Below are 14,218 nucleotides of genomic sequence, written 5' to 3'. Positions count from 1 at the left end.
GCTGACCTGCATTTATGTGGGATAAGGCGCGCGCGTGGGGTAAAAGTGACGTTAGTGAAATTTGTGACGAGAGGGACCACCGGGGCCACGACCCCTGCGTAGACCACGCAGCGTCGTGTGCCGGTGGCGCACGACGAGAGGTGGCCGAGATGCGGCGGATCATTGTGACGGTGGCGAGCGCGGCACTGCTGGCGGCGCCCATGGCGGTGGCGGCTCCGCTGGTGTCGGCGCCCCTCGCGTCGGCCGACACCACCTGGACCGGTGGTACCCACCGACAGGCCATCGACTTCGTCATCCAGCGCGCGCTGTCGCAGCGCGGGGTGCCGTTCGTCTACGGCGGTGGCAACGCCAACGGCCCCAGCCTGCCTCCGGCCAGCGTCACGACCGCGGCTGCGCCGGTGGCTCAGCCGGCTCCGCAGGTCGGCCTGCAGCCGATGGGTGTCGCGCAGCCGGCGGCGGCTCCGCAGACCAACACGCTCATCCCGGGCCTGTCGGGTCTGTTCGGCCAATCGCCGACCGCGAGCGCCATCACGCCGGCGCCGACCACGCCGGGCTTCGATGCGTCCGGCCTCGTTCAGTACGCGTTCGCCGGCGTCGGCATCAAGCTGCCGCGGTCGTCGGGTGAGCAGTACAAGGTCGGCCGGAAGATCACCGCCGACCAGGCCCTGCCGGGCGACCTGCTGTTCTACGGCCCGGCCGGCTCGCAGAGCGTCGCCCTGTTCGTGGGCAACGGCCAGATGATCGAGGGCACCGAGCCCTCCGTCACTGTGGGACCGGTGCGCACCAACGGCATGGACCCATACCTGAGCCGCATCATCGAGTGGCAGTAGCGGCTGCGACCACCGACAGCGCCTCGGATCGCAGTCACCTGCTGACTGTGATCCGAGGCGTAAGCGCACGGATTCGGATCAAGCGGCGATATCGGCGGCGGGATATCCGCACCCGGGTCCGCACGGATGACCACGCACGGGGATCCCACGCCGACGCAGCACCTGTGCGATCTTCGTTGCGGTCTGACATGGCCGGTCGAATACCTGCTGATAACTGAGTCGGACCGTCCACCGGCCGTCGACCGCGGCATCCAGATCGCGTTCGATGTCGTTGTTCCGGGCGGTCGCCGAGTCGTGGAACAGCCTGCCGTCGAGCTCTACCACCAGCCGTTTCCCGTACTCGACGTCGCGGTATCGAATACCGGACGACGACGAAGACCTGTTCTGACGACTGCCTCGGGGTAACCCGTGCGCCCGCTCCACGCGATCGAGGTAGCGCTGTTCGAGGACCGAACACGTGCCTTCTGAGATGTCGAGCAGAATCGCCCGCAGCCAGCGTCGGCGAGGCACGCGCCGTCGGCTCTCGAGTACTGCCAGCAGTCGCTGTGCTGTGGTCCGTCGGGACTGGCAGGCGTCTGCCAGGATGGCGATCGTATCGAATTCTGCAGCCCGGCAGGCGACATCCAGTGCGGCCTCCTCGTAGCGGAGCCGCGGTGGTCCCAGGTGCCACAGCACCCGCTGGTCCAAGTGGGCAACGTGATGGATGCGAACTCCGTCGGGCTCGACCAGCGCGGTCCGGTTCCGCTCAACCGCGACGTGGACGACCGGGCCTTCGTGCTGCATCGCCGACTCCAGACACAGCGCCGCCGGCGCGGCGTAAAGCACTGCAGCCCAGGCGCGTTGCTGCCAACTCGGCGATCCGGTGTGGTCGACGTACACGCCGTCGTGCATACGAGCCCATTCCTTGCGCCGCAGCATGCGCCGGATGTAGGCGTCGTGCCGGCCGGCGCCGAGCACCTGTCGCCGCGAAATGACACCTGCCTGACGGCCGAGAACCGCGGTGATCTCCGCGTCGGCGGCTCGGCCCGTGTCATCCACGTCGTCGATCTTCGCGGCAGTGCGCGGGTCGGCACCAGACCCCAGGTTGCCCGGCTGTGGATAACCGTCAATGCCTCGGATCTCAGCCACATATTGACTGCGATCCGAGGCGTAGCGGGCACAGCAGCACCCCAGCGCTGCGCGCGTGACGCAGTCTTGACAGACTGTCGGGTATGGCACAGATAACCCTGCGTGGAAACCCCATCAACACCGTCGGCGAGCTGCCCGCTGTCGGGTCCGCGGCCCCGGCGTTCGCCCTGACCGGAGCCGACCTGGCTCCGGTGACCAACGACCAGTTCAGCGGTAAGTCCGTGGTGTTCAACATTTTTCCGTCGGTCGACACCCCGGTGTGTGCCACCAGCGTGCGGACCTTCAACGAGCGGGCCGCCGCCGACGGCGCCACCGTCGTGAACGTGTCCAAGGACCTGCCGTTCGCCCAGAAGCGTTTCTGCGGTGCCGAGGGCATCGAGAACGTCACCACCGCGTCGGCGTTCCGGGACAGCTTCGGTGAGGACTACGGCGTCACCATCGCCGACGGCCCGATGGCCGGCCTGCTCGCCCGCGCCATCGTGGTGATCGGCGCCGACGGCAATGTCGTGTACACCGAACTGGTGCCCGAGATCGCCCAGGAACCGGACTACGACGCGGCGCTGGCCGCCGCCAAGTAACACCAGCTCTTCGACGGACGGGGTGTGTGCCAGGGGCACGCGCCCCGTCCGCTTTTTCGTATCGGGCATGATGACTTGGTGCAGCTGCGATTACCGATACCGGCTTTGTCGTTGCGAGCCATCGTCGTCGTCGCGGCGTTGTCGGTGGTCGCGACGGTGCTGATCATCGGAACCTGGGTGTGGATCGGCGTCACCAACGACCAGTACAGCCAGCTCGATCGGCGGCTGGACTCGCTGAGCAGCCTGCCCGACGTCAACACCCTGCTGAGCATCGCCCGGCAGACGCCCACCGGCACGCCGCAATCCGAGGGCTCACTGGTGCAGACCGTCCGCATCGGCGCCGCCACGGTCTCGATGCCGCCGGAGATCGTGCTGCCGCAGTTCGAGGCCGGGTATGCCAACACCACGATCAATGGCGTCGAGTACCGCGTCCGCACCGTCACCACGGGTTCGGCGTCGATCGCGCTCGGCGCACCGCTGGCCGAGGCCCAGCGTCAGATCCGCAACCTGCACATCCGCATCCTGGCCATCTGTAGCGGCGTCATTCTCGGCACGTTCGTGGTCGGCGGCTCGATGTGGTTCGTGATGATCAACCCGTTCCGCAAGCTCGCTCAGCAGGCCCGGCAGATCAACTCCCAGTCCAAGCCCGAAGAGGTCCACGTGCGGGGCGTCTCGGAAGCCGTGGAGATCGCCGAGGCGGTCGAGGGCATGTTGGCCCGCATCGGCGAGGAACAGGCACGCACCAAGGCCGCGCTGGAGTCGGCCCGCGACTTCGCCTCGGTGGCATCGCACGAACTGCGCACCCCGCTGACCGCGATGCGCACGAACCTCGAGGTACTGTCCACGCTCGATCTCGAGGCGGAGCAGCGTGCCGAGGTGATCGGCGACGTCATGCGCACCCAGAGCCGGATCGAGGCGACGCTGACGGCGCTGGAACGGCTCGCCCAGGGCGAGCTCACCACGGCCGACGATCTCGTGCCCGTCGACATCACCGAGCTGCTCGACCGGGCCGCCCACGACGCGGTGCGCGTCTACCCCGACCTCAACGTCGCCCTCGTACCGTCCCCGACGGTGCTGATGCTGGGGCTGCCCGTCGGGCTCCGGCTGGTTGTCGACAACGCGATCGCCAACGCCGTCAAACACGGTGGTGCGACCCGGGTGCAGCTGTCGGCCGTCAGCTCGCACGACGGCGTGCAGATCGCCATCGACGACAATGGCACCGGCGTACCGGAACACGAACGTGACGCGGTGTTCCACCGGTTCGCGCGCGGGTCCACCGCGTCACATTCGGGTTCGGGTCTCGGTCTGGCACTGGTTGCCCAGCAGGCCGAACTGCATGGTGGCACAGCGTCTTTGACGCAGAGTCCGCTCGGCGGCGCGAGGCTCCTGCTGGAGCTGCCCGCGCCGCGTCCGCAAGCGGGCTGAGCTAGATGCAGGCGCCGAAGATGCAGAATCCGCCGTCAGGCTCCCAGCCGCCGTTCCACGTGCCCGGCGGGTTCCAGCCCCAGGCCGGCGGGGGCGGCGGACCCCAGCCGGGTCCGGGTCCCGGACCGTTCCAGCCCGGGCCGTGACCCCACCGCGCCGGGACCGGCGCCATGCCGGTATCCGCACTCGCGGTACCCGCACCCAGCCCGACGGCTCCGGCGACAACGCCGCTCGCAACAGCCAAACCAACAATGAATTTTATCGATTTCATGATCTACTCCATTCCTCGACTCAATCGATTGCTACAACAACGTTGCGGCGCTCGCTGTTTCTCGGTCTGTAGTCATTCTCGTTAGTCAAGCTATGTATGGCCTGTGCCCGCCTTAGGCGGTGGCTTTCGGTTTCCGGGTGCGCTGCTCAGATGCAGGCGCCGAACAGACACACCCCGCCATCCGGTTCCCAGCCGCCGTTCCAGGTACCCGGCGGGTTTCCGGGCGGCGGCGGTCCCCAAGCAGGTGGTGGCGGTGGTCCCCATGCCGGTGGCGGCGGGCCCCAGTGGTGGTCCGGCGGCGGGGGTCCCCAGCCGGGTCCGGGCGGGGGCGGTGGCGGACCCCAGTCGGCGCTGGCAACGCCGGTGCCCAGCGTCACGAGGCCGGCGCCGAGGCTGCCGGTGATCGCCAGGCCGGCAATCATCTTGGTGTGTTTCATGATCGATCGTCTCCGTTCGTGGCGGACTGTCCGACCATGGAACGGCAGCAGGTTGTGGATCAGCTGTGCCTGACGTAAGTGGTAGGTCCCGGTTTGGCGTCGTGCGGCCGGCGCAGGAAGGCGACCGCGCCGGCCCGCTTCCTACAATTGGCCGATGTCCGCCAATTCTCGGTTCGCCGGAGCCGGAGCCGCACCATGCTGATCGGCATCCTCGCCGCCCTCGTTGCCTGCTTCAGCTATGGCACGGCATCGGTGCTGCAGTCCCGCGCGGCTCGTCGCGACGGCGAAGCTGCCGACACCGCACCGACGTTCCGGTCGACCGTCACGGCGATCCTGGCGCCGCTGTTCCTCGCCGGCATGCTGCTGGACGGGCTGGGCTTCCTCGGCAGCCTGGTGTCGGCGCGGCTGATCCCACTGTTCCTGTCGCAGACCATCATGAGTGCCAACCTCGCGGTGACCGCCGTCCTGAGCGTGCTGGTCCTCGGGGTGCGCCTGCGCCCGCGGGACTGGGCCGCGATCGCGACAGTCCTTGTGGCACTGTGCATTCTGGGCTTCAGCGCCGGTGAACTCGGCACCGAGGTGCCGGGCCGGCACATGCACTGGAGCGTGCTGGCGGCATCGGCGCTCATCTTCGTCTTCGGGGTGGTGCTCGTTCGGGTGCTCGGCAAGAAGGCCGCGGTGCCGGCCGGGCTGATCGCCGGCATCCTGTACGGCGCCATGGCGGTCGCGGTCCGGATCACCCACGGGCTCGACCCGTTCGAATGGCATGCGTTGCTCTCCGACCCGGCGGCGTGGGCGGTGGTGGTCGCCGGCGGCGGTGGCTTCTACCTGTTCACCGTCGCACTGCAGATCGGTTCGGTGAACGGCGTGGCCGCCGCACTCGTCATGGGGGAGACGGTGATTCCCGGCGTGGTCGGCGTCCTGTTGCTGGGCGATGTGGCGAAGCCGGGGCTCGGATGGCTGGTCGGGGTCGCTTTCGCCACCGCGGTCGCCGGGGCGGTCGCGATCGCGATTTTCGGTGCGGCAGAAGAGGAACCGGCGGTCGCCACGGCTCAGGCGTGAAACCGTGGCGACCCGACCGGCTAGTCCTCCTTGCGGATCAAGCGGCCGAGGGCCTCGCGGTCCGGCGCCAGCAGTTCGTCGATCCGCGCCTTGTTGACATCGGCGACGATGATCTCGCCGACCTCCTGATAGACGTTGCTGAACAGCCCGTGGGACTTCATCTTCTCGGTCTGGTAGATGTTGTCCTCCGTCGGTGTCACGTAGTAGACGATCTCCGACTTGAACCGGTGGATCAGCCACACGTGGATCAGATCCATCAGGCGCTTCTGCCGCAGCTTCTCGGCGAAGGTGTTCTGGTCGCGCACCGTGAGGATGTTGCGGCCGTAGCGGTCCTTGATCGGGTCGACGACGACGTTGGCCAGCGGCTCGTCACCGCTGCCGTAGATGCCGAGATCCAGGACGTCGGAACCGGCGCGACGGGGCCGCAGCTGTACGTGCAGCTTCTCGCCGATCTGGTAGTGATCGCTCCACATCGCCAGCCACTCTTCGAGGAGCTTCTTGGGCACCTCGGTCTGGACCAGGTGCTGGTGTTGCGTGGAGCCGGCGCCCATCGCCTTGGTGGTCGCGGTCCGCCCCGACGACGCGGCCAGCGCGGCATCGCTGCGCGGACCGCCGACGAGCGTTTGCGGTGTGCGGTAGGGAGATTCGACGAGCCGCATCTTGCGTTGCAGGCGCGCCAGGGCCAGCATGCCCTCCTGCCGCAGGGATGTCGCGAACTCCTCGCACGCCACACCGTCCACCTGGTGGCCGCCGTAGGTGATGAAGTTGAAGACGAACCCCATCTTGCCGAGTTCCTCTGGGAACGCCCGCATTTCGTCATCGGTCATGCCGGTGGTGTCCCAGTTGAACGACGGCGACAGGTTGTACGCCAGCATCTGGTCCGGGAATTCGGCGTGGATGGCCTCCGCGAACTCCCGGGCGTCGGCCAGGTCCGCGGTTTTCGTCTCCATCCACAGGATGTCCGCGAACGGCGCGGCCGCAAGGGATTTCGCGATCGCGTACGGGATGCCGCCGCGCACCTGGTAGTAGCCCTCCGGGGTCTTGGCGAGCTCACAGTCCCACGCCACGTCGGCGCCCAGCTCACGGGCCTTCTCCCGCGCCGCATACAGCGACGCGCGGGCCGCGAACTTGCGCCACTCCTCGGGGCTCACCGTGGTGGCCTCACCCTCCTTGGCCCGGAACTGCAGCACTTCGGCCACGGCTTCGCAGTAAGTGTTCAGGCCCGAATCCGCCTGCCACGCCTCGACGAACTTCGACTCGACCTTGTCGAACACCGCGTCGACCGACTGCCCGGAATTCTGGTCCCAGGCCGCGGCCGCCTCGTCGATGAGGCCCGCGATGCCGTGGCTGTCCAGCCAGGCGTCGGCGGCCGCGTACTGGCCCTCGGGCAACGCGTACAGCAGGTGCCCGCGCAGGTCGGTGACGCCCTTGTCGTGGAAGCGGCGCACCATCGCCAGGAAACAGGATTTGTAGGACGGGATGTTCAGGTTGGTGGCGCCCAGCAGGAACGGCTGGTCGCGCTCGTCGGCGGCGCTGTCGATGAGGTTCGCGGCCTCGGCGTCGGTGCGCGCGACGATGATTCCCGGCACGCCCATCATGTCCAGCTGGAAGCGCGCGGTGTTGAGGCGCTTGAGTTGTTCATCCGACGGCACCAGCACCTTGCCACCCTGGTGGCCGCATTTCTTGGTACCGGGCCGCTGGTCCTCGATGTGGTAGCCAGGCACTCCCGACTCGACAAAACGGCGAATCAGGTTGCGTACGTGAGCATCTCCACCGTGACCGGTGTCGGCGTCGGCGATGATGAACGGCCGGTAGTCGATCGCGGGGGTGGCTGCGCGCTGTTCCTCGGTCATCTGCAGGCGCAGGTACTGCTGGTTGCGGTCCGCGGTCAGCAGCGCCCGCACCAGCCCGGCGGCTTCGTCGGGCACCTGGCTCAGCGGGTAGCTGGCCAGGTCGGGCCCGGGGTCCTCGCTGATGGAGCCCTTGGCCGAGGTGGCCCAGCCACCGAGGTAGATGCCCTCGATGCCGATCCGCTTCATCACCACCGCCTGGCCGGGGGAGTACGGCCCGAACGTCGTGATGCTCTTCTTCTGCGCGAACAGTTCGCGCAGCCGCGGATAGAACGCTTCGGCGGCCTGCCGGGCCACCGGATAGTCGGACGGGATGGTGCCGCGTTGTTCGACGACCTGACGCGCGGTGTAGAGCCGCGTGATGCCGTCGAAACGCGGGCTGTCGAAATACTCCTGCACGTCGGCGACGTTCTGCTCGAACGACGTCGCCACTGCTTCGAGAGTCATGGACTGCTCCTTGCTGAGCTGGTTTCCGATGAGCTCTCCGAGCCTATCGCCGCGGGGCTGCCGTGAATACGCGATCAGACATTCACATCGAAGCCGAGGTTGACGTCGCAGGCGGCCTGTCCGCCGCGGACGCCCCAGTTCTCGAGCGCACTCTCGCGCAGCAGGATCGTGATGTGGTCGGCGGGGATGTCGAAGGCGCCGAGGCGGCCCGTGATCTCGCGGTACAGCGCGCGCTTGGCGTCCACCGACCGGCCGGCGAAACAGTCGATGGTCACCAGGGTGTACCGCTCGGGATGCGCGAGATGCGGCGCGTGCGAAAACCGGTGCGGCTCATGGACCAGGAGCCGGACGTGCTTGTCGCCGACCGGGATCTGGAACGCGGCGACCAGTGCCGCGTGGACGGCATCGATGAGGGCGACCTCTTCGGGCTGGCTGTACTGACGTCGGACCTCGATCAGTGAACTCGGCATGGCGCTGATCGTCACATCCGGCAGTCGTCAGCGCACCTGAATTTCCGCCGGTGTCGCCGGTTCGAACCGCACCCGGTAGACCGCCGGCCAGTACTTGCCCGTGACCAGGAACTGCCCATTGCCGCCGGCGCCGCCGAGATGCGCGATGCCGTTGAGGACGCCGATGTCGCCCTGCCAGGCGGCGTCGCGCAGGCCGGTGGCATAGACGACGGCGGTGACGACGCCCGTGTTGGCGTCGATCTCGATGATCTGGTCGGTCGGGAACACGTTGGCCCAGATCCGGTTTCCGGCGCAGTCGAGGCTGTTGAGTCCGGTGACCTGAATTCCGTTGTAGGTCACGGCGAGGGTGCCTGTTTCCCGCATGTCGTCGAGACGGTGGAAGCGCAGGACCGCGGATCCGTCGCTGCGGACCAGCCGGTCACCGGTGCGGCACAGGCCCCAGCCCTGACCGTCGAGCGGGACCTCGCGCAGCATCGTCAGCGTGGCCTTGTCCCATTCGATGGCGACGCCGTTCTCGTACGTCAGCTGCCACAGGTGCGGGCCGGCATCGGCGATGCCCTCGCCGAAATAGGCCGGCGGCAGCGGGACCGCGCGCCGCAGCTGTCCGGTGTCGGCGTCGAGTTCGCGCAGCTCGGACTTTCCTTCGAGGCCCGTGCTCTCGTACAGCGTCGGTCCGTCGACGAACATGCCCTCGGTGAACGCGACGGGGTCGTGGTCGAACCGTTCGAGCACGACGGGGCGGAGCCGGGCGACCTGATCGGCTGCGGCGGTGGGGATTCCGGCCACCACGACCAGGAGCGTGCCGACGGCCGTCAGTGTCACGGCGGTGATCGCGGCGGTGTGTTCCTGCACCCAGTGGCGCATCCGCTCCAGGCCCTTCTCGGCGTACCGCGCGGCCACCAGGTGCGCCAGGATCGGTGCGGCGGTGGTGGAGCCGGCCAGTACGACGAAAAAGCCCACGGCACCGGCCTTTTCGACAGGCGCGGTCAGCAGCGCGTCGATAGCCACGCCGCCGGCGACGCACGCCAGGATGAACTTCGGGTTCGCGACGGCGAAGACCAGCCCGGTGACGCCGGTGACCAGCGGCGAGGCGGACTGCAGCCGCGTCAGCCAGCCGGTCGCCTGCGCGTAGTGCGTGCGCCGCAGCCACGTGACGACACCGAGCACGATCAGCGCGATGCCGATGCCGAGCTGCAACCGCGAACTGGTCGCGGCGGCGTGCGACCGGCCGACGGGCGATACCAGCACCACCGTGCTGATGACGGCCGCCATCCCGGCGAGCCACCCGCCCAGGTAGGTCAGGCCGGTGCTGCGGGGCCGGTCCGAGTACAGCAGGAGCAGCACCGGCGGCAGGACCGCCATGGGGGACAGCGCCACGATGAGCGCGTCGGGGATCAACCACGTCACACGAGCCATCTTGCCTGCGCGCAGCCTGCCCGCCGCTGACGCGCGTCCGGTGATCGGGCAGGCTGGTGTCCACGATGGCACCCCGCATATCCCTCCTGGACGACCCCGCCGACCTGTCCGCGCTGCGCGCGACGGGCGCTGACCCCGACGAACTGCTCGCGGCGTTCGCCGAGTGGGCCGAGGCGGCGGGGACGGCGCTGTACCCGGCGCAGGAGGAGGCGCTCATCGAGTTGGTCAGCGGCGCCAACGTCGTCCTGGCGACGCCGACCGGTTCCGGCAAGTCGCTGGTGGCCACGGGCGGGGTGTACTTCGCGCTCGCGGCGAACCGGCGCAGCTACTACACCGCGCCGATCAAGGCCTTGGTCAGCGAGAAGTTCTTCGCCCTGTGCGACGTGTTCGGCGCCGCGAACGTGGGCATGCTCACCGGCGACGCGGCGGTCAACGCCAGTGCGCCGATCATCGCGTGCACGGCCGAGATCCTTGCGAACATCGCGCTGCGGGAAGGCGCCGACGCGGACATCGGTCTGGTGGTGATGGACGAGTTCCATTTCTACGGCGACCCCGACCGCGGCTGGGCGTGGCAGGTGCCGCTGCTCGAATTGCCCAGGGCGCAGTTCCTGTTGATGTCGGCGACGCTCGGCGACGTGACCGTGTTGCGCGAGGACCTCACCCGGCGTACCGGCCGCCCGACCGCGCTGGTGGCCGGCGCCGAACGCCCGGTGCCGCTGTTCTACAGCTATGCGACGACCGCGATGCACGAGACCATCGCCGACCTGTTGCAGACCAAACAGTCACCGATCTACGTCGTCCATTTCACGCAGGCGGCGGCGCTGGAGCGGGCGCAGGCGCTGATGAGCGTCAACGTGAGTACCAAGGAGGAGAAGGCCGCCATCGCCGACCACATCGGCGGCTTCCGTTTCACGACGGCGTTCGGCTCGACGCTGTCGCGGCTGGTGCGCCACGGCATCGGTGTGCACCACGCCGGCATGCTGCCCAAGTACCGGCGGCTGGTGGAACAGCTCGCGCAGGCCGGGCTGCTGAAGGTCATCTGCGGCACCGACACGCTCGGTGTGGGCATCAACGTGCCGATCCGCACCGTCGTCTTCTCGGCGTTGTCGAAGTACGACGGCACCCGTACTCGGCTGCTCAATGCCCGCGAGTTCCACCAGATCGCCGGCCGTGCCGGGCGGGCCGGCTACGACACCGCGGGCACCGTCGTCGTGCAGGCGCCCGAGCACGAGGTCGAGAACCTCAAGCAGTTCGCCAAGGTCGCCGACGACCCGAAAAAGCGCCGAAAGCTGGTGCGCCGCAAGGCACCCGAGGGCATGGTCCCCTGGGGTGAGAACACCATGACGCGCCTCGTCGAGGCGGCGCCGGAGGCGCTCACGAGCAACATGCGGGTGTCCACGGCGATGATCCTCGACGTCGTCGACCGTCCCGGTGATCCCTGCCTGGCCATGCGCCGGTTGCTCAGTGAGAACCATGAGCCGCGCAAGAGGCAGCTGCGACACATCCGCGAGGCGGTCGGCATCGCCCGTTCGCTGCTGCAGGCCGGGGTACTGGAACGCCTGGCCGAGCCGGAACTGGACGGGCGCCGGTACCGCCTCACGGTGGACCTGCCGCCGGATTTCGCGCTGAACCAGCCGTTGTCGACGTTCGCGCTCGCGGCCGTCGAGCTGCTCGACCCGGACTCGGAAACGTTTGCGCGCGATGTGGTTTCGGTGATCGAGGCGACGCTCGAGGACCCACGCCAAATCCTCGCGGCGCAGCAGAAGAAGGCCCGGGGTGAGGCCGTCGCGGCGATGAAGGCCGAAGGCATCGAATATGACGAGCGCATCGAACTGCTCGACGACATCACCTACCCCCGGCCGCTCGACGAGCTGCTGACGCACTGCTTCGAGGTGTACTGCCGAACCAACCCGTGGGCGGCCGACGGGCACCCTGCGCCGAAGTCCGTCGTGCGCGAGATGTGGGAGCAGGGCCTGACGTTCAAGGAGTACGTCAGTGCCTACGGGCTGACCCGCACCGAGGGCGCGGTGCTGCGCTATCTGTCCGACGCCTTCAAGGCGCTGCGCTCCGGGGTGCCGGCGGCTGCTCGCACCGATGAGCTCACCGACATCGTGGAGTGGTTGGGCGAGCTTGTGCGCCAAGTCGATTCGAGCCTGCTCGACGAATGGGAGCAACTGACCAGCGCCGACCAGGTCGACGAGGTGGCGGTGATGGCGCCCGTGCGGCCGCTGACCGGCAACGAGCGGGCCTTCACCGCGATGGTCCGTAATGCCCTGTTCCGGCGGGTGGAGCTGTGGGCGCGCCGGCGCTGGGACGAGCTGGGAGCCCTCGACGCCGCATCCGGGTGGACGGCACCGCGGTGGGAGGCCGTGGGGGAGCAGTACTTTGCCGAGCACGACGACATCGGCACCGGGGCGGATGCCCGCGGGCCGTCCATGTTGATCTTCGACCGTGCGCCCGACGTGTGGCGTGTCCGGCAGATCCTGGACGATCCGGCGCACGACCATGACTGGGGAATCGACGTGGAGGTCGACCTGGCCGCCTCCGACGAGGACGGCGCACCGGTCATCCGGGTCGTCGATGCGGGCCTTTTCGGTAGCTGAGCGAACTTCTCGGGCACACTGGGCGCATGACCACCCCGGCCCCCGAGCCCGTCAGCGGCACTCGCGGGTTCCTGCCTGCGGTCGAGGGCCTGCGGGCGGCCGCGGCACTGGGGGTCGTGCTCACGCACGTGGCATTGCAGACGGGATACACCGACGGTGTCGTCGGCCGGTTGCTGGCCCGCTTCGACCTGTCGGTGGCCGTGTTCTTCGCGTTGTCGGGCTTCCTGCTGTGGCGCCCGCACGCCGCCGCGGCGCACGGGCTGCGGGCCGAACCCGAGGTGGCGCCGTACTACCGCTCCCGGCTGGTCCGGATCATGCCGGCGTATCTGCTGACGGTGGTCGCGGTGCTGACCCTGTTGCCCGACGCGCACGGCGCGGACCGGGCGGTCTGGATCGCGAATCTGACCCTGACGCAGGTCTTCGTCCCCAAGACGCTGATCGCCGGGCTCACGCAGATGTGGAGCCTGTCGGTCGAGATGGCCTTCTATCTCGTGGTGCCCCTGTTGGCGCTCCTGGTCGCGAAACTGTCGCTGCGGCTGCGAATTCCGGTCATCACCGGAGTGGCGCTGCTGAGTTTCGGCTGGGGTTATCTGCCGATCCCGGCGTATCACGGCGCCAATCCGCTCAACTGGCTACCGGCCTACGCCTCGTGGTTCGCCGTGGGGATGTTGTTGGCGGAGTGGATGTTCCGGCCGTACGGCTGGGCGCACCGGTTGGCCCGGCAACGCTCGACCCTGATGGCGGTGGCGGTCGTCGCATTCGTGGTGGCGGCCTCACCGTTGGCGATGCCGGCCGGGCACCAGCACGCGACCCTCGGCCAGTTCATCGTGCGGACGGCACTGGGGGCGGTCATTGCCGGCGCGCTGCTGGCGCCGCTGGTCCTGGACACCCCGGACAGCCCGCACCGGGTGCTGGCCAGCGCCCCGATGGTGACGCTCGGCCGCTGGTCGTACGGTCTGTTTCTCTGGCACCTCGCCGCCCTCGACATGGTGCTCGCCATGATCGGGCAGACGACGTTCCCCGGTGCGCTGCCGGTCGTGATGGTCCTGACGACGACGTTCGGCTTCGCGGTGGCCGCGGTGAGTTACGCGCTGCTGGAGGAGCCGTGCCGGGTGGCGCTGCGGCGCTGGGAAGCGCGGCGACGGGCCGCGATGGCCGATCTCGACTTGCCGACCGCGACATAGAGTTGCAGGGTGCGATTCACGCGTCAGGGGCCGCTGGACCGGATGAACGCCGCGGTGGCAGAGCTCGAGTTGCCGGACGCGGTGTACAAGACGTGCCCTTGGCAGCCACGGGATCTCGTGACGGAGGGCCTGCGGCAGTGGTTGCGGTGTTGCGGGGTGGCCATGCGCGACGGTCAGGTGATCGGCATGCCGTCGCACGCCGTCGACGAGGCCTGGCACGGGCTGATCCTCTGTACCGCAAGGTATTCGGCCTTCTGTGACACGGCCTACGGCCGGTTCCTGCACCATCATCCCGAAGGCGGGGCGCCCGCCGGCGCCGTGTCGGAGCCGATGCACGAGCAACTCCGGCGGACGGTCATCGCGTGGGAAAAAGTCGCCGGACCGGATGAGGACTGTGTGCTGTGGGACCTCGACGAACGCGTCGGGGTCGACAAACCGTGGGGGATCGCTGCGGCGCGGGTCGCGGAAATCAGGTCGGCGTACCGGGCTTTTCAGGCCCGAACGAGATGACGGAGGC

Annotated in this window: 13 protein-coding genes; 7 read left to right on the top strand and 6 right to left on the bottom strand. The window is 68.5% G+C overall.

Annotated features, from left to right (window positions below):
• The first annotated feature begins 149 nt into the window (after positions 1–149).
• Positions 150–830, top strand: a complete 681-nt coding sequence (ripD, locus tag ACJH7A_RS04155) for an NlpC/P60 family peptidoglycan-binding protein RipD (protein ID WP_212811358.1) — start codon at positions 150–152, stop codon at positions 828–830.
• 78 nt (positions 831–908) lie between these two features.
• Here ripD and ACJH7A_RS04150 read toward each other — a convergent pair whose 3' ends face one another.
• Positions 909–1,958 (bottom strand): type IV toxin-antitoxin system AbiEi family antitoxin domain-containing protein, encoded by a 1,050-nt coding sequence (locus ACJH7A_RS04150; RefSeq protein WP_371824545.1) that lies wholly within the window; start codon positions 1,956–1,958, stop codon positions 909–911.
• Positions 1,959–2,041: 83 nt separating this feature from the next.
• On the opposite strand from ACJH7A_RS04150, the gene tpx reads away from it, so the two are divergent.
• Together tpx and ACJH7A_RS04140 are read left to right on the top strand one after the other, a co-directional pair.
• Positions 2,042–2,536, top strand: a complete 495-nt coding sequence (gene tpx, locus ACJH7A_RS04145; RefSeq protein WP_212811359.1) for a thiol peroxidase — start codon at positions 2,042–2,044, stop codon at positions 2,534–2,536.
• A gap of 78 nt (positions 2,537–2,614) precedes the next feature.
• The gene (locus ACJH7A_RS04140; protein WP_318984991.1) at positions 2,615–3,961 is read left to right on the top strand and encodes a HAMP domain-containing sensor histidine kinase; all 1,347 of its coding nucleotides are present in this window, start codon (positions 2,615–2,617) and stop codon (positions 3,959–3,961) included.
• A 1-nt stretch (position 3,962) separates the two neighbouring features.
• On the opposite strand, the gene ACJH7A_RS04135 is transcribed toward ACJH7A_RS04140, so the two are convergent.
• Both ACJH7A_RS04135 and ACJH7A_RS04130 read right to left on the bottom strand, forming a co-directional pair.
• Positions 3,963–4,205 carry a hypothetical protein gene (locus ACJH7A_RS04135; RefSeq protein ID WP_318984992.1) on the bottom strand — a complete coding sequence of 81 codons (243 nt, stop codon included), beginning with the start codon at positions 4,203–4,205 and terminating at the stop codon, positions 3,963–3,965.
• Between the two features lie 173 nt (positions 4,206–4,378).
• Positions 4,379–4,669 (bottom strand): hypothetical protein, encoded by a 291-nt coding sequence (locus tag ACJH7A_RS04130; RefSeq protein WP_406801462.1) that lies wholly within the window; start codon positions 4,667–4,669, stop codon positions 4,379–4,381.
• A 195-nt stretch (positions 4,670–4,864) separates the two neighbouring features.
• Here ACJH7A_RS04130 and ACJH7A_RS04125 point away from each other — a divergent pair, with 195 nt between their 5' ends.
• Entirely contained in the window at positions 4,865–5,731 is an 867-nt protein-coding gene (locus ACJH7A_RS04125; RefSeq protein WP_212811363.1) for a hypothetical protein, read from the top strand.
• A 20-nt stretch (positions 5,732–5,751) separates the two neighbouring features.
• Here ACJH7A_RS04125 and aceA read toward each other — a convergent pair whose 3' ends face one another.
• From aceA to ACJH7A_RS04110, 3 genes are all read right to left on the bottom strand, one after another.
• Positions 5,752–8,028: an isocitrate lyase ICL2 gene (gene aceA / locus ACJH7A_RS04120; protein WP_406774636.1), complete on the bottom strand. Its 2,277-nt coding sequence runs from the start codon at positions 8,026–8,028 to the stop codon at positions 5,752–5,754.
• A gap of 74 nt (positions 8,029–8,102) precedes the next feature.
• Positions 8,103–8,498 (bottom strand): tautomerase family protein, encoded by a 396-nt coding sequence (locus ACJH7A_RS04115; RefSeq protein ID WP_406774635.1) that lies wholly within the window; start codon positions 8,496–8,498, stop codon positions 8,103–8,105.
• Positions 8,499–8,525: 27 nt separating this feature from the next.
• Positions 8,526–9,905 (bottom strand): glutaminyl-peptide cyclotransferase, encoded by a 1,380-nt coding sequence (locus tag ACJH7A_RS04110; protein WP_406774634.1) that lies wholly within the window; start codon positions 9,903–9,905, stop codon positions 8,526–8,528.
• Between the two features lie 74 nt (positions 9,906–9,979).
• Here ACJH7A_RS04110 and ACJH7A_RS04105 point away from each other — a divergent pair, with 74 nt between their 5' ends.
• The 3 genes from ACJH7A_RS04105 to ACJH7A_RS04095 are packed head-to-tail and all read left to right on the top strand — an operon-like array spanning position 9,980 to position 14,211.
• On the top strand, positions 9,980–12,517 hold the full coding sequence (locus tag ACJH7A_RS04105; protein ID WP_406774633.1) for a DEAD/DEAH box helicase: 2,538 nt from the start codon (positions 9,980–9,982) through the stop codon (positions 12,515–12,517).
• A gap of 26 nt (positions 12,518–12,543) precedes the next feature.
• Entirely contained in the window at positions 12,544–13,701 is a 1,158-nt protein-coding gene (locus ACJH7A_RS04100; RefSeq protein ID WP_212811368.1) for an acyltransferase, read from the top strand.
• A 42-nt stretch (positions 13,702–13,743) separates the two neighbouring features.
• A complete protein-coding gene (locus ACJH7A_RS04095; RefSeq protein WP_212814804.1) occupies positions 13,744–14,211 on the top strand; it encodes a hypothetical protein in 468 nt (155 codons plus the stop codon).
• Positions 14,212–14,218: the final 7 nt, after the last annotated feature.

This window comes from Mycobacterium sp. SMC-17, from assembly GCF_045310915.1.
Taxonomy (GTDB): domain Bacteria; phylum Actinomycetota; class Actinomycetes; order Mycobacteriales; family Mycobacteriaceae; genus Mycobacterium.
The sequence above is the reverse complement of the archived record's forward strand: the minus strand, read 5'-3'. Positions and strand labels throughout refer to the sequence as shown.